The organism is Paenibacillus sp. FSL H3-0321, assembly GCF_038002865.1.
In the GTDB taxonomy this organism is placed as follows: domain Bacteria; phylum Bacillota; class Bacilli; order Paenibacillales; family Paenibacillaceae; genus Paenibacillus_AQ.
The window spans coordinates 1,835,555-1,857,942 of sequence record NZ_JBBODH010000001.1; the positions used below are offsets into that span (position 1 = coordinate 1,835,555).

Here is a 22,388-nt window from a genome sequence, read left to right on the forward strand (position 1 = left end):
CCGTGTTTAAGTTATTTTCCATCATTGGCTTATTTCAGGCCCATATTGGACATTACATCGACTTTGCTGGCATTGGTGTACCATTCGTTCACTTCTTCTGTAATTTGCGTGCCGCCTTTGTCATGCCATTGCTTAACAAAGGTGTCGTAAGCTTCAAGCGGTTCTTTGCTGTAAATGATCTTTGTGAAGGTTTCCTTCTCCATGGTGTTCAACTGTTCCCACGAAGTTTGCATCGTTTTGGTCGGCGGTCCGTTGAAGGCGTTAGGAAGCAGCACATCTCTGTTCTCATAAGAAATAACATATCCGTCTTTGGCGGTAGGATCATTGGCTGCGGATCTCATCAGAACCCCATTATCCGGCTTCGCACCTTGCGCAAGATCATAGAACGATTTGCCCGGGCCGTCAACGCTTGGCGTATTTTTGGTAAAGGACATCTTGCCTACGCCTTGTGCAGCATCCATGGGCGTGTTGAATTTCTTGGAATCAAAAACTACTTCGCCGTTTACGGTATCATAATCGTACCCCTCGGCATATCCGTACTTGAAGTCACCCGTGCCGAATGCCGCATCGTACAACTTGTCGTAGTACAAGAAGAAAGCTTCCATATTGTTAAAATCCTTATTGAACATGAACACTCCGTCATTCTGTTGACCGGATTGGTAGGTCTTATCTCCGCTGACACCGCTGATAGTGGGGTAAGCACTAATTTTGGCACCTTGAACGTTGGTTTCAACATCCTTTACACTGCCGTACAGCCAAGGCCGGCCAATGATAATGCCTGCTTTACCTTCGGTAAAGTCAGCCAGTGCATCCCATGCGCCCTGTGTAGCCAATTCCTTGTTCAGATACCCTTTCGAATACCAGTCGCGGAGTTTGGCAAGCGCATCCTTGGTTCCTTCAGAAACCGACCCGTAAGTGAGCTTACCGTCCTCGCTATACCATTGGCCAGGAAGATGCTTGCCGGTATAGGCACTGAAGATCATCACGGAGTCACTGACCCAGCCTGTGTTGTAGGAATCCTTACCGGAGAAATCAAATCCATAGGTATCCTGTTTGCCATTGCCATCGGGATCATCATTCGTAAAGGCCGCAATCACTTTTTCAAACTCATCGAGGGTTGTCGGTGCCTTTAGGTTCAGCTTATCCAGCCAGTCCTGACGGATGAGCATCACTTGGCCTTCCGTCAAATTAGGGGCAATCGGCATGCCGTACACCTTGCCGTCCTGTATGACCGGATTGAAGGCCGTCGGGTATTCCTTATAAATCTCTTTCAGCCGATCAGGCATATATTTGCTGATGTCCTCTGTAATATCTTTGACCAGCCCGGATTGAATCAGGTCATTCTCAAGCGAGGTATCGTAGACAGGCAGAACATCCGGGAGTTTCTCGGAGCCGGTGAGCGCGAGCCGCAGCTTGGTGTTATACTGGGTCGCATCGCCGCCCAGCAGCGTCGTCTCGATCTGGATGCCGAGATGCTCTTTACCCCAGCGGGTCAGGACATTGTCATTCAGGCTTTCGCCGTTAATGTATTTCCCGGCATTTTCATCCTGCTGCTTCGCAATGCTGATCGTAATCGGAGGATCATATTTCCCGTCCTTCAGCGTTGCTTCCGCAGCGGAGCTTGATCCCTTGTTATCTGAGCCGCAGCCGGCGAGCAATCCAGTCATCAGTAAAGCAGCGGAGAGTAAAACACCTGTTTTTTTCATTGAGTAGGCTCCTTTATAGTGGGTTATTCTTTGACTGCACCTAACACGATGCCTTTCACAAAATACTTTTGCAGGAAGGGATAGACCAGAATGATCGGCAAGGTGCTGATAAAAATCTGGGCCGCCTTGATGCTCTGCTCCGACATCGCTGCCGCTTCCGATTGGCTGAGCGCCATACTCTGGGCAGAGCCTTGGACGACGACCGTCTGCAGGAACGAAGCCAGCGGGTAGTTCTCAGTATTCGACATATACAGGATGCCGTCAAACCAGGCGTTCCAGTGCCCGACCATGATGAACAATCCCACAGTGGCCAAACCGGGAAGCGACAGCGGCAGGTAGATTTTGCGGAAAATCACGAAGAACGAAGCTCCGTCGATAAACGCTGCTTCTTCCAGCGCCTTCGGAATGGTCTTGAAGAAATTCATGATCAGAATCAAATTGTACGCGCCAAAGGCACCCGGAAGCACCAAGGACCAGATCGTATCTTTTAATCCAAGCTTCGTGACCAGGATATAGGACGGAATTAATCCCCCGGAGAACAGCATGGTGAAGATGAAGACCCACATCAAGGCATTGCGTCCGCGGAAATCCTTGGATAAGGCATAACCCGCAGTAGTAATAATAAACATGCTGATTAAGGTTCCCAGTACGGTTCTGAACACGGATACCTGCATGGAACCGGTGAAGTTGGAGTTTTTAAAGGTTTTGACATAAGCGTCCGCATTGAAATCCACCGGCCAAAAAGAGACCAGATTGCCATTTATCGCTGCTTTGCTGCTAAGAGATTGCGCGAGCAGATGGAGCATAGGCAAGAAGCATGATAATGCAATCAGAATCAGAAATATATAATTGAAGAACGAAAAGATCTTATATCCCTTGGACTTATGATACACTCTCCATGCTCCTTTCTAGAATATCTTGTAGTTGGCAACCTTATAGGCAATCCGGTATGAAACGACGATCAATATAAAACTGATGCCAGATTTGAACAACCCGACGGCAGTACCGAACCCGTATTGTCCATTCAATAAGGAAGACCGGTACACGTACGTATCGATAATATCTCCTGTGCTATAGACAAGCGGATTGTACAGGTTGAAGATTTGGTCAAAGCCCGCATCGAGGATATTCCCCAGGCTCAGCGTAGCAATGACGATGATCATCGGCATCATGCTCGGCAAAGTAACATGCCTGATTTGCTGCCAGCGTGAAGCGCCGTCGATCTCTGCAGCCTCATAATAGGAAGGGTCTATCCCGGTGATGACCGCCAGGTAGACAATCATGCCGAAGCCGAAATTTTTCCACAGGTCACTGATAATAACCGTCGGCCTGAACAGGACCGGATCACCCAGGAAGAAGATCGGTTTCGATCCAAACAGATTGGATAAAAAGTGGTTGATGCCGCCGTCCAGTCCCAGAATATCAATCATAATTCCGGCAACGGTTACCCATGATAAGAAATGGGGCAAATACACCAAGGTCTGGATACTTTTCTTGACTCCCACATTTCTGATTTCACTTAAGAGGATTGCCATGAAGATTGGAACGATAATGCCGACAATAATTTTGATTACAGCAATGATGAGCGTGTTGGTAATGGCCTGTGTCGCTTCTTTATACTGGAAGATTCTCGCGAAGTTGTCCCAGCCGATCCATGTTGAGCCGGTAAGTCCCAGCCAGGGCTTGTAATCCTGAAAAGCCATCACCAGGCCGACCATCGGTCCGTACGCAAAGATAAGAACGAATACGAGTGCCGGGATACAGAGCACATACAGCGGCCAGTTTTTCCTGATCTCCTTGTTCCAGGGATTTTTGCTGCTTTTTTTCCTGTCATCTGTCTTTAACGTCCCCACTTGGGTATTTATAACCTGAGCTATTTGTGTTACCCCCTTTTATCATGCCAAGAAGTTTTTCTTTCAGGTTTAATGTTAGCAAAAGCGCTTTCATTCTAAAATGTCTTAATCTAAAGATCATAACCAATCCCTAAACATGTTTGATAAGCGCTTTCATTTTGTGGCTGGATTATCTTTTTCTTTTGAATTTAATGAATTATGATAGATTTATACGGAATGATACGAATCCGGCAACCGCCAGTTTTGGGGAACGAGGAAGTGAATATGATTAAAAAAGTGAATATGAAACGGTTCATCTACTTTTTCGTCTTTTTTCTGCTGCTTACGCTGGGACTGTTTTTTATCATGAATACGTTGGGCTCAAGAACGATTCAGGAAAGTCTGATCAACTCCTCCAAAAATCAGCTGGCATATGCGGAGAGCATTATGGATGGCGTCATCTCCGAGGCAAGCATGTACGGCATCCAGTATACCGCCGACAATGATGTGCGGTTCTATCAGAGCCGGAAACAGGAATTAAGCAATTATGATGCACAGATGAACAAGAATGAAATCTCGGACCGGTTATCGGATCAGCTCTTTTCGAGTCTGGCGGTAGAATCAATCGGGATTTACTGGAAGCCGGATAGCACCTTTATTCAGACCGGCCATGATTCTCTGGCTAAGCTTCCCTTCGAACAGGTCACTGAGCGCGGCTGGCAGACCTATAATAACAGCCTGTATTATTTTTCAGTCTACCCCTACATCCATCAGCCCAAAAACCCGGCAAATATTCAATACATCGTGGGGGTGAAGCTCAAGAAGGAATATCTGGTCAGCCTGCTGGGCAAAGCGGTTAACGGCGACAGCTCCAATGCTTTTTTCCTTGTGAACGACAATCTGGTAATCAGCGGCAAACCTGTAGACAGCCGTATCGAGCAAAAAGCCAAGGAGACGATTACGCCGGATACGCAGAGAATCCTGAAATTTGACTATCATACCGGCGAGGACGACTATTATGTATTGTCTAAATATATCGAGCCTATTGACACATATCTTGTGACATATACACGGATGAGTGATTTTTTGAATCCGCTGGACCGGAATCAGCAGGTATTCGTAGGCAGTATCCTGGTCATTCTGATTATTGGGCTGATCGTCATTCTGATGTTCTACCGGAATTTCTACCGGAATGTTCATTTGCTGGGCAAGAAATTTTATCAGGTGGAGCAAGGAAATTACAGCACACGGATCAGCGAGAATCCCGTTAATGAATTTTTTAATCTGTTCAAAAGCTTTAACCATATGGTGCTCAAAACCCAGAATCTGTTTGCGTCCCTGAAGATTGAAACAGAGCTGCGGAGAGATGCCGAGGTGAAGCAGCTGCAGGCGCAGATCAATCCGCATTTTCTGTATAACAGCCTGTTCTTTATTATGTCGATGGCGAAGACGTCTCCGGAGGCTGTCATGCAGATGAGCAAACATCTGGCTGAATATTACCGCTATCTGACGAAGCTGGATCGTCATGACGCCACTCTGGCCTCTGAGCTGCAGCTTGCGGATCATTTTTTATCCATCATGTCCCTGTGCAAAGAGATTCATTATGAAATCAACCTGCCCCCGGAGCTGGGAGAACATCGAATTATGCCGCTCATTATCCAGCCGATCGTAGAGAACGCCATCCAGCATGGCATTGAGGAACGGCAAGGCGCCCATCGGGTATCCATAGAGATAAAAGCTCTTGATGACGGTGCACTGATCATAATTGCGGATGACGGCAAGGGGCTTACGCCGGAGCAAATGATTCTCCTGGCAGCCAGGGTCGAAAGCGAATCCCCTCCGCCAGGCTCCAGAGGAATCGGTCTGTGGAATATACATCAGCGTCTTAAAAATGCTTACGGCGAATTAAGCGGCCTGCGTTTCTTCACCAATGACTGGGGCGGCTTGTCCGTGATGGCTTACATTGATTTCTCGCTGGATGAAGGAGGAGAACATGCGATTACTGATTGTGGATGACGGGCATTACATTGTTGAATACTTAAAACATCTGCTGGATTGGAATAAATTCGGCATACACCAGATTGTGACCTCAACTAATTCGGTTGAAGCCAAGCAATTATTGAATCAGAATCAGATTGATATTCTGATTACGGATATCCGCATGCCCGAGGTGTCAGGCATTGATTTGCTGGAGCATATTAATGAGAACATGCTGAAAACCAAGGTCGTTTTTCTATCAGGCTATTCCCAATTTGATTATGCGCAGAAAGCGATCCGGCTGGGTGCTCTGGATTATTTGCTGAAGCCCGTGGATAAAGAGGATATGGAGAAAGCGATGAAGCAAGTGCTCAAAAGCATTGATGAGCAGCAGCTGAAGCCCCAGATTATGTGGGAGAAATTTGACGGACTGGGTTATCTGCTGTCCGTTATTGGCGGACCCTCCCCCGCAGGCACTGATTTCAGTGCTTATGATACCGTACTGCTGAAGGAGACCTTTTGCTTCTTTCAGGTTCCAGATGCAGAGGGGGCAGATGAAATCACCTTAAGAGACAACAGCCGGGAGCTGGATCAATTGATTTGGACAACAGGCTCGGGGCTGGCAGGATTAATTCTGGAATCCGACGCTCAGAAGCTCGCGCACAGCATCAGCAATATTTCCTTTTCGGAGAAATTTGAATTTACCCGGAAGAATGCCGTCCGGCATATCTTCTGCCAGTTTTATTACCAGGAGGAAGTTCACGCGGGTGACTGTACCCTGCTGCAGGACTTTACTGCTCATCCTAAGTGGGAGCCGGGAGAATGGGAGCTGACCAGAAAGAACATTCTCAAGACCTTCGCCCAGCTTGCGTCCAGAAAACAGAAAATCCTCTTTCTGCTCGACTTTATTCAGAGGGTGTATTTCACTGCCAGCCGGCTGCAGCAGGTTGAGGTCGCAGGTTGGACCTTCAGTCAACTGGCAGAGCCGGATGCTGCGCTTGAGTCCATTCTGCTCTGCATCACCCAATTCGAGCGAAGCGCAAAATTGTCTAACAATCATATTGTCCAAACCATACAATCTCATATTGCCGGTCATATCGGCGATGGTTTGAGCCTGGACGATCTGGGTAAAATTGTTCATCTTCATCCTGTCTATCTGTCCAAAGTGTATAAGCAGGAAACCGGTGAGAATCTATCGAACTTCATTGCAGCCAAACGATTGGAAAAAGCCTCCCAGCTATTGATAGAGTCCAATTTGCATGTGATCGATATTTCTCATATGGTCGGTTACAAGAAGCCGCAGTATTTCATCAAGCTGTTCAAGGATCAGTATGGAATCACACCTTATCAATACCGCAGACAAAACTTCACAACTTAGGCTTGGCCGCAACCCTATGAGATAACAACCATTTGAACAAATCCCTATTGCTATACGTCAAATCTATAATGTTATGGCCTTCCCCAGGATACTTAGTAAAGATGATATTTCCTCCTATTTGTTCCAGGGCTTGTACAAGTTCTTCGGATCTTTCTATCGGAATTATTAAATCCTCCTCTCCGTGGAAATTCCAAATAGGCAAATTTTTAAGTATCCTTACTTGGGTCTTATCATACCACCCGGCAATTGGAGCCACCGCAGCGAACAAATCCGGATGTTGGACAGATAAGTCCCATATCCCTTCTCCTCCCATACTGAAACCAGTTCCGTAAATCCTGGTCCGATCAATCTGGTAGCTGTCTGCAGTTTCATGAATCAATTTCAATACCTGACCCCGTTCCGCTACCCAGTCTGTGTGATCGGGACAATGGGGAGAAATAACAAAAAACGGAAAATCCAATTGATCATTCGCAGCTTTATGAAGTCCGTAATTAGATAAAACTTCCGGGTCATTTCCTCGTTTGTTCGATCCGTGCAAGAAAAGCAGCAGTGGCCATTCCTTTACTTCCTCTTCAGAATATCCTTCGGGTATCCATAGAAAAAAGCTAAGGTTTGAGCGGTCATCCTGTCTAAAGCATTGAAGCGACATAAACGATCATCTCCTCCTAACCTCTAATGTAAATGGGTCCATAAGAAATCCTTCACTTTCTGAAATGCAGCTTGCACATCGGGATGTGAGAAATTTTGGTCAAATACATGCCCGCCACCCGTAATCGTAATGAGCTCACTATGGATTCCTGCGCCTGCCAATTTTTCGTTCATGATTTTCGATTGTTCAATAGGAACATCGGTATCCTCTTCTCCATGTAACAGAAGAGCCGGAGGGTAATTGTTTGTAATTCTATGGATAGGGCAAAATTCCAATAGAGTATCCCGATCCTTTGCGGGTTCATAACCTGTTACCTCCTGAACCCAAATCCCTTTTTGACGGCAATACAAGTAATAGTCATATCGGCCCCATCCCCCTTCTGCCGTTTCTTTACCGTTAACTGTATTCTTGACTCCGTGTTCTTTCACAGCAGGGAGCAAGTTGTAATGACCACTGGGCTTTGTTATCCAATCACCCAGCAGATCCCCATAGCCATATAAAGAGACTATCGCTTTGGGCCTCAATTCCATTGCTCCCATCAATAAAGCAGCGTACCCACCTGCAGAGCTTCCAATTACAGCAAAATTCAAGGGATTAAATCCAAACATATGACCGGAATGATGAACGAGCCAGTCAAATGCATCCTTCAAATCTTGAACGATATCCGGAAGCTTAGTTTCAGGCGACAGCCGGTAATCGACACTCACCAAAGAAAACCCATGTTCACTAAAAAATTCGATCTGGCTAGGCGGCAACCAGCTTCTTGATCCAAAAATAAACCCTCCACCATGAAGATAAATTAAAACCGGGCTATTATTTCCCTTATCATAAACATCAGCTTTCAGCTCACAGGATGCTGTTTTCTTAAAAACTACCGTTTTTTTCACCATAGTAACACCTCCAAACGCAGAATGAACAGGGATATTGCTTACAGAAAAATGGAGCAACTTCTCAACAGTCGCTCCACCTTATTTACTAGAATTTATTTATTTCTTAATGGTTTGGTATTGCTGACAACCCTGTTCTCATGGCTAATCCCCATCCAAAGGATTCATTTTGCGTGACTTCGGCACGAACCGTATTTAATCCTGCCCGCCATTTGACTGGAATACCTGCAAAATCACCTTGAATACGGCCATCGCTGGCAGGGGGATTCCAATTCCAATTTCCTTGGTAAACTTCTTGATCATTCACCCATAAACGGATGCGGTCGCTAAAGCCGAAAGACAAGAGGCTCTCCTTCTCCTCGGGAACGATAATCTCGCATTTGGCTTCTACGGAGATTCCCGGCTCAGCTTTATGAATCCGGTTAATATTTAGCACACCATTTTCTTCCACAACCGCTTTGGTCCATGCCCCATCCGGCGAAGAAGGAGCGGTATACGGGGAAGAGACGAGCCACTCGGTAACAAAGGAATCCGACTGCAACTGTTTCATATCCATCGTTCTCTTGGCAATGGGAGCCGGTTGGATCTCTTCAATGGTTAAATCCCGTATGTAAGTCGGCAGGAAATTCCAGATTCCGATATTCCCCCGGTTTTCATCGCCATGCTGCAGATTGGGTATCACCAATTGCGGTTTAGGGTCATCCCCAAGAAATACGGAGACACCGTTAGCCTGAACTTCCAGCGTAAACTTCTGCCATTGACCGGTTGTGTTTGGCAATGGTTTCTGATACATGGGGCCGTTATAGATTTGCCAAGTCATGGAGCCGTTCATAATCGGATCATATTGAATTTCAACCGGCGCAAGATAGACCAGCTCATAATTCCCTTGGTCCTTGGCTCCAAAAATGAATCCAATAAATCCGACCTCCCCAGGAATGGCTACCTGAGCCTGAATCCGGAAGGCTTCAAAAGGAATGGCTTCCCGCAAGTGTATTGGAGCATTTACTTTGCTTAAATACAAAGCTTTACTTCCATTCCACTCCCCGGGCATTGCCCCGGAATCGCCCAGATCAAAGGAATCCAAGTTATCCCATAGGGCGTAATGTAATTTCGTAATGGTCATCAGCGCACCTCTTTCTCAATTTTTTTCCAATTTTACCAGTAATAATATACCATAATAATTCATCAGTGAATGAATTTACTCCGGATTGTTCCAAATTTGTCAAATCTCAATGTCAAAGCGGAATATCTCTCCATACACGGGTCTGGCACGTTTAATAATCCGTTCAAAACCGGAGTATTCTTCGGAGTATTCAGCACGGATTCGATCCATAATAGCATCGATACCCGGCCAGCTTATTTGAATCATATTCACACCGTCCTCCGATAAATACTCCGGAGAAATATCAAAGAAGATATCCTGCCAGTCTTCTTGCAGCTTAACGTAACGCAGCAGTTTATTGTTAACAGCTATAGACATCATATCTTGGCCGGGGAATAAAACCGGTCTGCGAAGCGTTAACTTGGCCTTAAGCGTTCTTTTGCCGTCTGCGATCATATAAAAGCTGGATTGACCGTCCCGGGCACTGTAGAACACCTGATTTCTATCGTTATAGTCAACAGATTTTGAGCCTGCAAAAACATTGAAATAGTTATTTTCACGGTAATAGCTTTCCAATAAATTCACGGCTCTGCCTGGGGCTGGCTGATGCTCTGATATCCGAACCGCCCGTACTTCATCTTCGATATCAATGCCCTCTTCCTTCAAACACCGGACGATGGCATTCGTTAATTCAATGTCCATTATCTGGCAATCGCGGAATTTACGAAAAATAACATATTGCTTCGTGGAAACGGACTCATACTTCCTATTAATAACCCATGGGGTTTTTCTTGAGGTCAAGTCAACAAAAGCTCGGAACATTTCCTCGATCCCCGGCCAAAGCTGAATCGCTGTTTTACAATGTTGGTACAACACCTTAAAAGGCTGGTCACCAATGTGAGCACTGTGCATGGCTGAATAGAAATGCGACTTTGCCATTACTTCCGCTGAGGGAGCTTCAAAGGTTGGATTCACTACAGGGGTCGGGCGATCCTGAAGCATAGGCAACAATATCCGGGCGATATGCCGCATGGCGATTTGTATTCCTTTGGGATTAAGGTGACAATAATCCAGGAATAAATCAAATCCCGGAATCCCTCCCTTCAGATCATCCTTGAATAGACTTGGCAAATCTGCCGTTTGGATGTGAAATTCACTGCTGCAAGCAAGGATTTGCCGCCGGATAAAGGAAGTGCATGCGGGCGGTGGACCCAATCGGAAAATATTTGTGTCCCTTCCAGCCTCATAATAGGCCCGTGCTTCCTCATGTTTCCCCAGGCGGTCATAAGCGGCAGCCAGCATCTCATATCCTAACGGGTTAGATTCGTTTAACCCGATTAATTGGCTTGCAACAGGCAGTAAATCCTCTAAGCGGCCGGAAGAAAGAAGCTGTTCGGATTGCAGTCTGATCTGTTTCCATTCTTCGGTCTCCCCCATAGGCCAAGACAATATTTTATCGGATTCGTTACTTTGCCACCCCCTTAAATTAAACTCCGGGATGACGAAAATCACAGGTATACCGTTAGTTGCAAAGGTTTCGTACAGGCTTTTCATAAAGGACCGGACCATCATTCCGCTCTTCCGTTCAAAGACCTTTCGGATTGACCCGAACCGTTCCGGGCCATCCATTACACTTATAATCTCTTCAACCTCATCCTCTTGAAAAGCCCATAATGCTTTTCTCCAATTATCTCCGGCATAAACAACTACCGCATCCGGTTCTAAAAGCTTGCTGGAAAGACATACATCAAGCAGCTCATTAATCCGGATACTAACCCTTGCCAGATCAATAATCTCAACCCCCTCCGGGTCCAACGAGCTGTTCAATATATCCTCAAGACAGGTTGCTGGCCGGTAAAACGGATCTAGCAAAAATCCTCTTGCACCCGATTCTCCGGTATATACAATACGTTTTCTGCTTCCTTTAGGGGGAATCCGGTCCACGTTGGCCCAATGACAGAATTCATTTCGGTTTTGATCATCCCGGTAGAACGCCTTCCCGCCCTCTTCCAACTGTGCTTTCCAGATAGCCACTTTTTCAGAAACGGCTGATTCACTGATAAGCCTATCAACAGATCCTTGCATAAATCGACTCTCCCTTGTCAAACAATCGGGTACCTATTGGCTGGGAATCTTTTCGCCGGTACTTCCAGGTCCAGCAATACATTTCTCATGAAATCAAGCTGATTCTTTTCCCGATGAACGATAAAACTGCCGATTACCAGTGCATCCATATCCGTGGAAATGAAACAACACAAAGCATCTACAGGACTCTCCACGAACGGTTCACCCTCCCGGTTAAATGAGGTGTTCAGAAGCAGCGGACAACTAGTCCTCCGTTCAAATTCTCTGATCAACCCGGCGAAAAGAGGATTCGCAGCCTCACAGACCGTCTGTACGCGCGCCGAACGGTCCAAATGAGAGACACCCGGCAATATCATGTCGGATGTCACATTTGCCGTCAACAGCATGAACGGGGAAGGGCGTGCCGAATCCACGTAGCCCCCGGTTTTGTCCTCCAGAATGGAGATTGTGGACGGAAAAGGGAATTCACTTTTCTTCACATCCCTGATTATTCTTTCCCTGACATGCGGCTTTCTTGGATCAGCCAGGATCGACCGATTACCTAATGCCATGGAACCGAATTCCATCCGGCCTTGGAACCAGCCCACGATCTTGTCCGATTCGAGCAGTCTGGCTGTTGTATGCAGCAATTGCTCACGGTTGTTCCTGAAGTCTTCGTATACCAATGAGGCGGCCTCCAGCATTCGGCAGATCTCCATATCGGGATATTCTGGTCCCAGGCTTGCATTCTCCAAGGGAGCAATGGCTGTCCCTGCCCGTCGTACATACGCCAAGGCTGCCGCACCAAGAGCTGCGCCGGAATTATCAGTTGAAGGGGGAATGAATACACATTCAAACGGCCCGTCTTGAATCAGCCTCCGGTTGGCAGCAGCATTTAATGCAAGACTGCCGGCCAAACAAAGATTCCGGCTTGGTGCAATGTTGTGCAGGTATGAGACATTCTCAAGCAACATTTCCTCCAGCACTACTTGTAGACTGTTTGCCATATCTAGATGGAACGGGGTTACCTCCGTTGCGGGATGTCCGCCTTCCTTTCGTCCGAACAATTGAATGAGTTCTTCTGAGAACATCGTTTGCCCCTGTGTGAAATAGAAATATTTCTGTTCAGCTTCGTATCGGTCCCCGCCGGTTCTTTTCACTAATCTTCTAAGTTCCTCGACATACTTAGGTTTACCATAAGGAGCAACATCCATGAGAAGATTCTCCTGCCCAATGGCCTGATACCCCAAATAAGCTGCAACCGTACTGTACATTAACCCTATTGAGTGGGGGAAACGAATCTTTTCCTTTACTTGTATTCCCAAATTTCTTCCATAGGAATAGGTGGCGGTACCCCACTCCCCCACTCCCTCATGGGTCATAATTGCCGCCTCATCAAAACCGGAATAATAAAACGCGCTGGCCGCTTGCGACAGAGGATATCCGTAGACTTCAATCGGACCGGTGTAACCCAGAAGCTTTCTGATCTCTCCTTCTAGCCGGTTTGTTTGGCCATCCGGAGCCCCCTTGCTGTTCCCGCCGGAAGCAGAATATTGTTGCTGCCCCCGTTTCATAGCTGGATCTTCGTAATACGCAAGAACGTCGATATCGCAGATGGATAGGCCCGCATGTTGCAGACACCACTTGAATGCATGTCCTGGAATACCCCCTCCACTCTTTTTCCGCGTAAACCGTTCCTCTTGGGCAGCGGATAGCAGAACCCCGTCATGCAGGAGACAACAGGCTGATTCATGGGAATGTATCGATATTCCAATAACTGTCAGACTCATTAGGGGTTCCCAAGTTTCTGATAAACGTAAGATGAAATTTTTTCTGCGGTTGCAAAATTATCGAACACCATAGAATTTTGATCGACGATTATTCCGAATTCATCTTCCAGGTCAAACAATAAATTAACGATTTTCAGAGAATCAATCCCGTGATCATTTTTGATATTGGAGTGTAGATTCACCTTCTCCGGATTATGCAGAGAATTCCGGCTGACAATCTCGACAACCCCTTTTTGGATCTCCTCCATAGTCATTGCAATGGACATTCTAAAACACCCTCTCTTGTATAATAGAAATACCGGTCGTTCCCCCATATGATTGCCTCGCTGTAAAACAGGCCGCTTGAGTCAAATTCGTTCCAGCATTCGAGAAGCTTCTTTTCCGCTGTTGTGCCGTTAACAAGGATCAGAAGCATAAATTTATGCTCATTGAACGGGTTCTGTGATTTGACTACCGCAAAATATTCGCCTTGGAATGTATCTCCTGCGTACACTAATACGTCTTTCCCCAGGCTAATTCCCAAAGCTTCCAATAACATTCGGGGGGGGACGGGTTCCTCCTCTGAAACGGGATGCAGATAAACAAAGTTCGAGGCGGCCAGCTGTTCCTGATCCGCTTCCGAAGACAAAACCGACTGATATTTGTAATTCCTCGCCCGTTCCCTAAGCGGCTGTTGAAGCGTCTGGGTCAGCGTACGGTAATACCGTCTTTTCTCCGGAGGATACGCAGACGGGGAGATTATAAGGCAGGAGTCTCTGTACAGTGCTTTGATTCCCATAGCTTCGACAGCGGGGGATAGCCGGTTCCTGTAAGACTCATACGTATTCTTACTTACCTCCAGGACTGAAACAACCATCTGTAACGGTTCCAGTCTTATTCGCACCTGTGAATATGGGGGAATGGAAATTTGTTCACTGCAGGAATTAACAGTAAGTAGAATCCGCTCCTTCAGATCAAGCCCATGCCGATCCAAAAGCAAGCTTAACGTTTTCCCTTGATCCGTATGTATGCGTATCTCGCTGCTGTCTGATACACAGACATGTACAAACGTCTGCCGGCAAAGATCCTGTACCTGCTCTACCGTAAGCCATGATGAAGAATTATAAATTGGTTCCTTCATATGAAACAGGATTTCACGGGGATTTTTGTCCCTTTTATGCTGCAATAACCGCTTAAAAAGTTCAGGCGACTGGAATAACTCAACGGATTCTTTGTGTGAATAGAAGGGAAAACACCAATTCGTCACATTGGGCATATGGTTGGCAGAATCCAGAACTCTTGTCGTATTCAGGACGTCATCTTCGATATTAAGCAGTTGATATACCGGCATTACTCCTAAATTTTGCAGCATAGAATAATCCGGCTGGTTAATATCTGCACGAAACGTTCCCGCTATATTGGCCATTGCCGCAAAAGTTCCGGGAAATCTGGTGGCAAGTCCAAATATCCGCAAAGCGCCAGAGCAGACCCCCATTAAATACACCCGGTCCCGATCCACCCGCCAATCCCTGATGATCTCATCAATAAATCCTATAATGTCCATTTCATTGATATAATCCTTGTTATAGCCTCCCCGTGCGTACATACAAGCGATGATGACATCGTCAAACTGGTTTCGGTACATTAGATCTGTACCTTCTGGAATCGTATTAACCATAGTGCCAAAAGGCATGCAAAATATTAATGGGTAAGAATCATCACCTGCTGTATAATCACGGGGCAGAAAAACGGTGTAAGCCAATTTAGCCCCATCAATCGGGCTTTTGCGAAGGCGGGTATGTATCTTTCTTTCACCTTCTTCGCTGACACGGCGCTCCGGCTGCTCCAGCTGTATGCTTAAATAGTTAAATTCCCGGAGCAAGTGATAATAGATCCGGTCATAGTGCAGTTCAACTTTCCCATGATTGACACCCTTATCCCCAAGCGCCAATTCCGTAAGATACTGTTGCAGCTCCAAGAAATCCGAATCCATCCCTCTTTCCTGAAGCTCCTGCAGAAGCCTCTGCCTCTTTCCTTCATAATCTCCGCAGAAGATATAGGCGTTAGATAAAGCAGATCCTTCGCTGGAGCGGCGGACACGAAGTTCCAGAACACCGCTGTTGACATGCCGCAGATCAAGATCGGCCGGACAGTAAGTACTTACTTCACGTGAAAGCAGTAGAGAGCCGCTACCGTTAATCACCTCAAGTAGAAGGGGTTCCGGCACCCCCTCTCCCGAATAATAGGGAAGTACAAGACAGGTTACCTGTTTTTCCACGCAGAAGGCCTTGTCCGGCAATACATAGTATAGCTGCTTCATTTGCTCTACTTTGGCAGCCGTGAAGACCACCTGTTCCCGGTCCGTCTCAAGCAACTGCCGGACAGGCTTGATGGAAATCGTAAAGGCCCGCTCATCCTCTGGTAACGAGCGGAACTTTGAACTAATTCTTTTTTCAATCAAAATCGTATTTACACCCTGCTTCAAGTTGCATATCACTTGAAATGGTTTTACATGATATTCAAAGGTACTTGCGTTTACCAAACATCCATTTACCCAAACCTTTAAAGGCAGGGAGGCTCGGGTAAATAGAAATACTTCTTGGTCGGACGTGCAGTAAACAGAACATAGCCCATATATCGCCTTGTCCTCTTCCGTTTGAAACATTGACTCTAACAGAATATCCCTCATATTTGCGGAAACATAATACCGCCAGCTGTTTTCTTTTTCTTCTTCTGAAGCAAAGGATAATTCGTGCTCCAACATAATGCGTGAGGACAGTTCCATGGAATCTGCCTGATAGAGCACATTGCTTCGAACCAGCCACCTTGTCAAGAAGTTAGGCGAATCTCCGGAAAAGGTCAGCGGGTAATTGCACAAGGAAACCAAATGCTTCAGTTGATCGGCAAGTTTGTGCACCGTTCTCACCTCGCTTTTTGATTGAAGATTGGATGATGTCCAAAATAAGCGTCCACACCTAACAAAATATCTTCATTGCCTTCTTTCAACGTCCGGACATCGAGCATACCCTGTTCACTCAAATGGTGTAAGATACGGTAATAAATTCTTCTGCATCTTCTTAAATAGAACAGTTCCTTATCTTTAATTCCATTGCTGTTCAAAATAGATTTATTGGTATGAAAGAGTTTTTTGCCCCTGGCATTCATTCTGCTGTGACAAATTTCGGGACTCAGATTGAAAAAAAACACCACATCGGGTTTTTTCACCAAAGCGGACACTATTTTCCCCAAACGGGGATTGGCCTGGTTGGCCAAATCCCTAACTAACCCTGTATAAATGTACCGATCACATATCACAATAGATCCTCTTAACAGCCGGGGAATAATTCGAAAGAAATAGTCGTACAAAAATCCTACCCATTGTAGGACGCTGTACATATTGGCGGATAGAAATTTCTTACTGTCTAGAAAGCGGACTAACGCCCTCAGGGTGTGATTGGAATTCCATTCGTAAACATATATGCTGCAATTATGGGCTTGGAGGTGTGATACTATCTGATGAATGGCATGACTTTTCCCACTCCCACTGATCCCTTCCATCACAATTAATCGCCTTCTGGAACCCAATTACTTCTCACCTCGTGCACCGGCATGCTCGTTTCTTGTACTCCAGAACCGATTTTTGGCTGTCAGCATCTCTTCACTGACCTGCAGAATTCGGGACGTATCGAATATGCGGGTGAAAAAATCCACTTCCCACTTTGCCGTTACGGTATTTTCTATTCCATACTCGTCTAAATAAGCTTTATCCTCCGGTTCCAAAGCCTTCATTACATGTTCCGGGATTACATTTCCGTAAATGTAATTTACATAAAAGAAAGCATAATACACGACCTTCTCACAGCTGTGTTCCTGGCAGAAGGAGATTAACTTGTCCCAATCCAGCTTGTCCTGGTAATGTTCAATGTACATTAACATATCCGCATACTTGTACAACTTAAGATCTCTAAGATCCGCAATCCAGTTCAACATTACCGCTTCCTTGTACAAGTGGCAGGCTAATTGAATTAAGAAGTCCTCATAGTCCAGAACATGACACTTATGACCTAAGACCTCGGTTTCCCTAGCCCGCGATAGCAACTCTTCAGTAGAGATCTTATACGGGCAGTTTCCTTTCCATAACACATCGTGGTTTAGATCCACCTGAAGCAGACTAACAAAAGGATGTTCTGTCTTCTTAAGGCACTCCTGAAGTTCGTGGGTGGCCATTTGGTGCATGATTTTTTGCTTACGGGTCCCGGGGATGATTTCATCTGTGCTACGGTTGTATTCCCCTTGAATGTACCCAAGACTCTCCAGAATTTGAACGAACTGTTCCCCGTCGCTTAACGAGATCAGCAAGTCTAAATCATTGAACGTACGGGTTTCTATGGAAGGATACACATGAGCGGCCAAGTAGTTTCCTTTTAATATGACCGCACGCAAACCTTTTTCGTTGATTTTCCGGTAGATGGAGCCTAGTTCCTCAAAGTAGAACTGATTTCGCAAGGCATATACCTTACTTTGGCTCTTCATTACTTTGACAACTTCTTCTTCTACGACATGCACGAGTTCCAACCTTTTTAGATGGTAAAACATCAGATTCAGCACCCGATGTGTAAGCCCTTGGTACAAAATATCCTTCCAGTCCAGATGGTGACTCAACAATTCACGAGCCTTCGCTTCATGTTCCCCGTTCCATACCCCGCGCGAACACAAAATAACTAATTGTCTTTCTTTAGACAAAACATCAAAAGCTGCCTTCATCTTTATTCCTCCCCGGATCGGAATGCAAAATATTAAGATTTGTACCGTTTTTTCGTGACCATAATTCGACCGTCTTCTTTAGGGCTTACAACTTTATGTTTTTTTATGTGATCGGCAAGAACCGTCATCAGCAGACTATCGGTTTGCAAGACCTCAGCGTCCTTGAATTCATCGTAGTTATCGCCGCCATTGTACAGATAATCACTGATCGCAACTTTGAATATCTGGTTCTTGTCGAGAGGTTTCCCCTGATACAGCACCTGAACCAGCCTTTTGTCCGCCGATTTGGATGCGTCAAACGTATATTCAATTCCGGAAACCTGCAAGAACGCTCCATTCGTACCGTTCGGATATGCCCTCAAGCCTCGTTCGATCGCCCGATAAATATTATCGCCCTTCAAGTTGACGACCATCATTGAGTTGGCAAAGGGAAGCGATTTATTCAACTGATACAAGTTGATGTCTCCTTGTTTGATACTTTCCCGAATCCCCCCTCCATTTAACAAGGCGATATCCGCACCTGCCTTTTCCTTCATGGCATCCGTTAGCAAGTTGGCGAAGTTGGTCTCTTTTGTACGTAATTCTGTCCGCATTCCATTTAGTTCAACCTCGGATTTCCCCACGACCTCCTTGGTTTGCTCAAGGGCAACTGCATGATATTGTTCGGCAATTTGGGTCATTTGGGCGTCAGATTTACTTTCGTTTTTACTCGATCTTACTTTCCAGTCAATATCCTTCAGCTTTCCCCCTTTGAAATACAAATTGGCATAACCAACATGGGTTGTCCAAGCCCCCGCCTCTACAATGTATGTATTTCCAACCTTTACTGCATCAGTGTACAAATTATGCCTGCGTCCGCTTAATATAAGATCAATGCCGTCAACTTTTTTAGCCAATTCTACGTCCGTGTCGTCACCCAAATGGGACAATAAGACGATCACATCTGCTTTGTCTTTCAGCTCTGCTACCACTTTGGTTGCTTCCTGCACCGGGTCCTCGACCGTCACTCCCTTTATTTCATCCGCAGACATACTCCGCAGTGCATTTGTAGTTAACAATCCCATAAGAGCGATTTTCTTCCCGCCCGTTTCGACGATCCTGTACGGCTCGAACAGCCTTTCCCCGTCCCGGTACAGGTTAGCTGATACCATAGATGTATTAAGAGAGGAACTGAGCTCCATAAAACGTTTGTAGCCGAAATTGAAATCATTACTTCCCGGTATCATGGCGGTGTAACCCATTAAATTGGCTATTTTGAGAATGCCTTCCCCTTTGTCTACATTCGCCTCATTCGTACCGTGAAACATATCCCCCGTATCCACCAGGATCGTATTGGGATTCTCCTTCTTTTCCAATTCAAAAAGATATTTCACCAACGGGAGCCCCATGACCCCATATATGTTTTCCGAGGTATACTGTCCCCAGGCATTATCCTCAAACATAATATGGCCGTGGACATCAGCCGTGTTCATAATCGTTATTTTTTGATCGTACTGCCCTAATTTCAGCAATACATCGTCCCAGGACACATTCCTTAGAAAATAGTACGAGCCGAACGATATCAGCAGTATGCCTAGAATTAGTAGGTTTATATATTTTTTCAACTCAAATCCCCACTTTCATATTCACAATTACACTACTAATTAAGAGCATTCCCTGTACTCGAATACCGTCTAAGCCCGCGTCTCCACACCCAATAAACCAAGCTGAAAAGTGCTGCGGCAATCAGTGGATTGAGGTACAGCAATCCCTGCCAATATTCCTCCATTTCGGGCTTCTGGAGAAAAAACTGCGATGGGAAATAGTTAACAAATCCGAACGGAATAACAAATATTAACATTTTTTGTATGATCCCCGGATAGAAGCTTAGCGGATATGCCGCAATTTTACGGGAATTGAAAAAAAGAATATTCCGCAAATTTGTAACCCTGACCGTCCAAAAACACAAACTTGACGTCAACATGAATATGGAGGCTTGGATAATGGCCCCCCCTATGACCATGAGGAGATAGAAAAGGATATTCGGAATGCTCCACTCCAAGCCGATCCCTGAAGCGGTTTTCGTCAACAGAAAGACACCCAGAACCCCATGTCCGAGAGCCGCCGTGTAATCCACCTTAGATGCCACGACTTGAAACAGAATACCAACAGGCCGTACCAATATCCGGTCAAACTCTCCCGTATAAACCAAATCCTCGAAATCCCGGATTCCAGTAAAGAAAAAGACGAACAGGCTGTAGGAAAGAAATAAAAAGCTGTAAAGAAACAAAATTTGATTAATATCCCATCCCTTTATGGTTACAAAACGGTTTAGCATTAGAATCAGGATGATCACGCCGGCCATCTCCCGGATCAGGACTGCGGCTGCGATCATCGTCCGGTCAAACTTGTATTGAAGGGTAACCTTAAGCGTTAATTGAAAATACTTTATAAACAACCGGAATGAATGAAGCGCGGACTGCCGAGCGTTATGGGAACCCATCGTTCTACCCTCCTTGAACCACTATTCTTTTGGAGGCCCGCTTCCACAACAAGTGGCAAGCTAAAGTCAACGCCAAAACCCAACCAGCTTGTCTCAATATGCTTGTAAGGATCTCATGTTCTGGAAGTTGTCCTAAATAAATGGAGATGGGGACATAAAATATCGTATCAAACGGTGTTAATTTGATATAACTCACAAGCCAGGCGGGCATATACCACAAGGGAATGACAGCACCGGACAAGACCATGACCATCGTATCTTTTATCGTTACCAGACTAAAAGTTTTATAGAGCCAGAAAGCACTGATCCATATCAGAAAATTCAGGTGATACATTACGAGATAGCCTAAAACGATGCTAAATAAAAAGCAAAAAAACATTTCAGTCGAAAATGGGGGCAGTATGTGGTAAATGGCCGAGTAGAAAAGCAGGGTAGGGACAAAAAGCAGAATAAGTTTGTATATTAGCGCCCCCAGATGATACGAGAAGATCTGTAAACGAAAACTTAGCGGCCGTAGCAAGTCGGAAGCGATCAGCCCCGTTTTGATCTTCTTCTCAATGATGTATTCATCCATAGAAAACACGTGGAACAGCGCCATGGCCAGGATGACATAAGTAACGATCATGCTGAATTGTAGCTGATCCATGGTCCCTTCCTCGTCATAAACTGCTCTCCATATAGCAATGTTTACAAATATGGTTACGATGGAATTCGCCAGTCCGGCAAAATATTCCACTCGAAACACCAGGTTATTCAGGAAGGATTTTTTGGTGATCTCAAGATACGCTCTCATAATCATGAGCACCTTCTTCGTAAATTTTCTTAATGATCGTTTCAATCTCCGGTTCCTGAACGGTCAAATCTTGGACGTCATAATTATTCGTTAGCTGGGTTATTAATTCAGATACCTTGATTTCATTGTTCTTGAATATAAAGCTCTTTTGGTTTCCGCCTTCATGGACGGTTTGAACCCGGGGAATATCAATTTGATCGTAGCTTTGGCTGAATTGAACACTAAGCTTTCTTTCCGTTCCATATAGCTGCCGTACGTCGCTCACCTGGCTGTCGCATACGATCTTCCCATGATCAATGACCATGATCCGCTCACAAATTTTCTCAATGTCCTGCATATCATGGGTTGTGAACAGCATGGTAATTCCTTTTTCCTTGTTCATTCTCTTAATGAATTCTCTGATTCGTTCCTTCGCGATAATATCCAGCCCGATAGTAGGTTCATCAAAAAATAAAATATCCGGTTCATGGAGCATTGCCGCTGCAATATCGGCTCTCATCCGCTGGCCCAGGCTTAGCTGCCGAGCAGGGCGGTGCAGAAATTCATCCAAGCCCAGAAGCTCACGGAACTCTTCCATGTTAGCCTTGTATACTTTATCTGGAATTTTATAAACTTCCTTCAACAAGTCGAACGTGTCCACCGCTGGCAGGTCCCACCACAATTGAGTTCTCTGCCCGAAAACCACCCCGATTTGCGATACATATTTCTTTCTGTCTTTGAAGGGGTCCATGCCCTTAACTGTCACTTTGCCGGAGCTTGGCACAAGAATTCCGGACAACATCTTGACGGTTGTGGATTTACCGGCACCATTGGGGCCGATAAATCCGACCATTTCACCTGCCGATATCGAGAAGCTAATGCCGTTCACAGCCCTCTTCGTCTCATATTCCGGCATTAATAAGGCCTTTATTCCGTGAAAAAAGCCTTTCTGATTCTTATTCGTCTGGTAATCCTTAACAAGCTGATCGACTTGAATAAGCATTTT

General features: G+C 45.6%; 18 protein-coding genes. 2 read left to right on the top strand and 16 right to left on the bottom strand.

Annotation, left to right across the window (positions count from 1 at the left end):
- Positions 1-29: 29 nt before the first annotated feature.
- The 3 genes from MHI45_RS08170 to MHI45_RS08180 are packed head-to-tail and all read right to left on the bottom strand — an operon-like array spanning position 30 to position 3,559.
- Positions 30-1,706 carry a hypothetical protein gene (locus MHI45_RS08170; RefSeq protein ID WP_340897203.1) on the bottom strand — a complete coding sequence of 559 codons (1,677 nt, stop codon included), beginning with the start codon at positions 1,704-1,706 and terminating at the stop codon, positions 30-32.
- Between the two features lie 23 nt (positions 1,707-1,729).
- On the bottom strand, positions 1,730-2,599 hold the full coding sequence (locus tag MHI45_RS08175; RefSeq protein WP_038595090.1) for a carbohydrate ABC transporter permease: 870 nt from the start codon (positions 2,597-2,599) through the stop codon (positions 1,730-1,732).
- A gap of 15 nt (positions 2,600-2,614) precedes the next feature.
- On the bottom strand, positions 2,615-3,559 hold the full coding sequence (locus tag MHI45_RS08180) for an ABC transporter permease (RefSeq protein WP_340897202.1): 945 nt from the start codon (positions 3,557-3,559) through the stop codon (positions 2,615-2,617).
- 264 nt (positions 3,560-3,823) lie between these two features.
- Between MHI45_RS08180 and MHI45_RS08185 the strand changes: the two genes are divergently transcribed.
- Entirely contained in the window at positions 3,824-5,554 is a 1,731-nt protein-coding gene (locus tag MHI45_RS08185; RefSeq protein ID WP_340897201.1) for a sensor histidine kinase, read from the top strand.
- A complete protein-coding gene (locus tag MHI45_RS08190; protein ID WP_341118954.1) occupies positions 5,532-6,893 on the top strand; it encodes a response regulator transcription factor in 1,362 nt (453 codons plus the stop codon). The genes MHI45_RS08185 and MHI45_RS08190 overlap by 23 nt, the downstream gene beginning before the upstream one ends.
- Here MHI45_RS08190 and MHI45_RS08195 read toward each other — a convergent pair.
- From MHI45_RS08195 to MHI45_RS08255, 13 genes are all read right to left on the bottom strand, one after another.
- Positions 6,883-7,542: a carboxylesterase family protein gene (locus MHI45_RS08195; RefSeq protein ID WP_340897198.1), complete on the bottom strand. Its 660-nt coding sequence runs from the start codon at positions 7,540-7,542 to the stop codon at positions 6,883-6,885. The genes MHI45_RS08190 and MHI45_RS08195 overlap by 11 nt on opposite strands.
- 23 nt (positions 7,543-7,565) lie before the next feature.
- Positions 7,566-8,432, bottom strand: a complete 867-nt coding sequence (locus MHI45_RS08200; protein ID WP_340897197.1) for an alpha/beta hydrolase — start codon at positions 8,430-8,432, stop codon at positions 7,566-7,568.
- A 103-nt stretch (positions 8,433-8,535) separates the two neighbouring features.
- Positions 8,536-9,552 carry a hypothetical protein gene (locus MHI45_RS08205; protein ID WP_340897196.1) on the bottom strand — a complete coding sequence of 339 codons (1,017 nt, stop codon included), beginning with the start codon at positions 9,550-9,552 and terminating at the stop codon, positions 8,536-8,538.
- Positions 9,553-9,651: 99 nt separating this feature from the next.
- Complete coding sequence (locus MHI45_RS08210; protein WP_340897195.1) at positions 9,652-11,616, bottom strand: tetratricopeptide repeat protein; 1,965 nt, start codon at positions 11,614-11,616, stop codon at positions 9,652-9,654.
- A gap of 17 nt (positions 11,617-11,633) precedes the next feature.
- Positions 11,634-13,385 (bottom strand): carbamoyltransferase family protein, encoded by a 1,752-nt coding sequence (locus tag MHI45_RS08215; RefSeq protein WP_340897194.1) that lies wholly within the window; start codon positions 13,383-13,385, stop codon positions 11,634-11,636.
- Entirely contained in the window at positions 13,385-13,651 is a 267-nt protein-coding gene (locus MHI45_RS08220) for an acyl carrier protein (RefSeq protein ID WP_076113373.1), read from the bottom strand. Before MHI45_RS08220 ends, MHI45_RS08215 begins: the two co-directional genes overlap by 1 nt.
- Positions 13,636-15,825, bottom strand: a complete 2,190-nt coding sequence (locus MHI45_RS08225; RefSeq protein ID WP_341118955.1) for a hypothetical protein — start codon at positions 15,823-15,825, stop codon at positions 13,636-13,638. Before MHI45_RS08225 ends, MHI45_RS08220 begins: the two co-directional genes overlap by 16 nt.
- A gap of 461 nt (positions 15,826-16,286) precedes the next feature.
- Positions 16,287-16,922 carry a dTMP kinase gene (locus MHI45_RS08230; RefSeq protein ID WP_341119147.1) on the bottom strand — a complete coding sequence of 212 codons (636 nt, stop codon included), beginning with the start codon at positions 16,920-16,922 and terminating at the stop codon, positions 16,287-16,289.
- A 27-nt stretch (positions 16,923-16,949) separates the two neighbouring features.
- The gene (locus MHI45_RS08235) at positions 16,950-18,128 is read right to left on the bottom strand and encodes a nucleotidyltransferase domain-containing protein (RefSeq protein WP_341118956.1); all 1,179 of its coding nucleotides are present in this window, start codon (positions 18,126-18,128) and stop codon (positions 16,950-16,952) included.
- A gap of 32 nt (positions 18,129-18,160) precedes the next feature.
- The gene (locus MHI45_RS08240) at positions 18,161-19,732 is read right to left on the bottom strand and encodes a bifunctional metallophosphatase/5'-nucleotidase (protein WP_076113376.1); all 1,572 of its coding nucleotides are present in this window, start codon (positions 19,730-19,732) and stop codon (positions 18,161-18,163) included.
- Between the two features lie 35 nt (positions 19,733-19,767).
- Positions 19,768-20,610, bottom strand: coding sequence for an ABC transporter permease (locus tag MHI45_RS08245; protein WP_340897191.1), 843 nt, complete (start codon positions 20,608-20,610; stop codon positions 19,768-19,770).
- A 4-nt stretch (positions 20,611-20,614) separates the two neighbouring features.
- A complete protein-coding gene (locus tag MHI45_RS08250) occupies positions 20,615-21,403 on the bottom strand; it encodes an ABC transporter permease (RefSeq protein WP_076113378.1) in 789 nt (262 codons plus the stop codon).
- Positions 21,387-22,385 (bottom strand): ABC transporter ATP-binding protein, encoded by a 999-nt coding sequence (locus MHI45_RS08255; protein ID WP_076113379.1) that lies wholly within the window; start codon positions 22,383-22,385, stop codon positions 21,387-21,389. The genes MHI45_RS08250 and MHI45_RS08255 overlap by 17 nt, the downstream gene beginning before the upstream one ends.
- Positions 22,386-22,388: the final 3 nt, after the last annotated feature.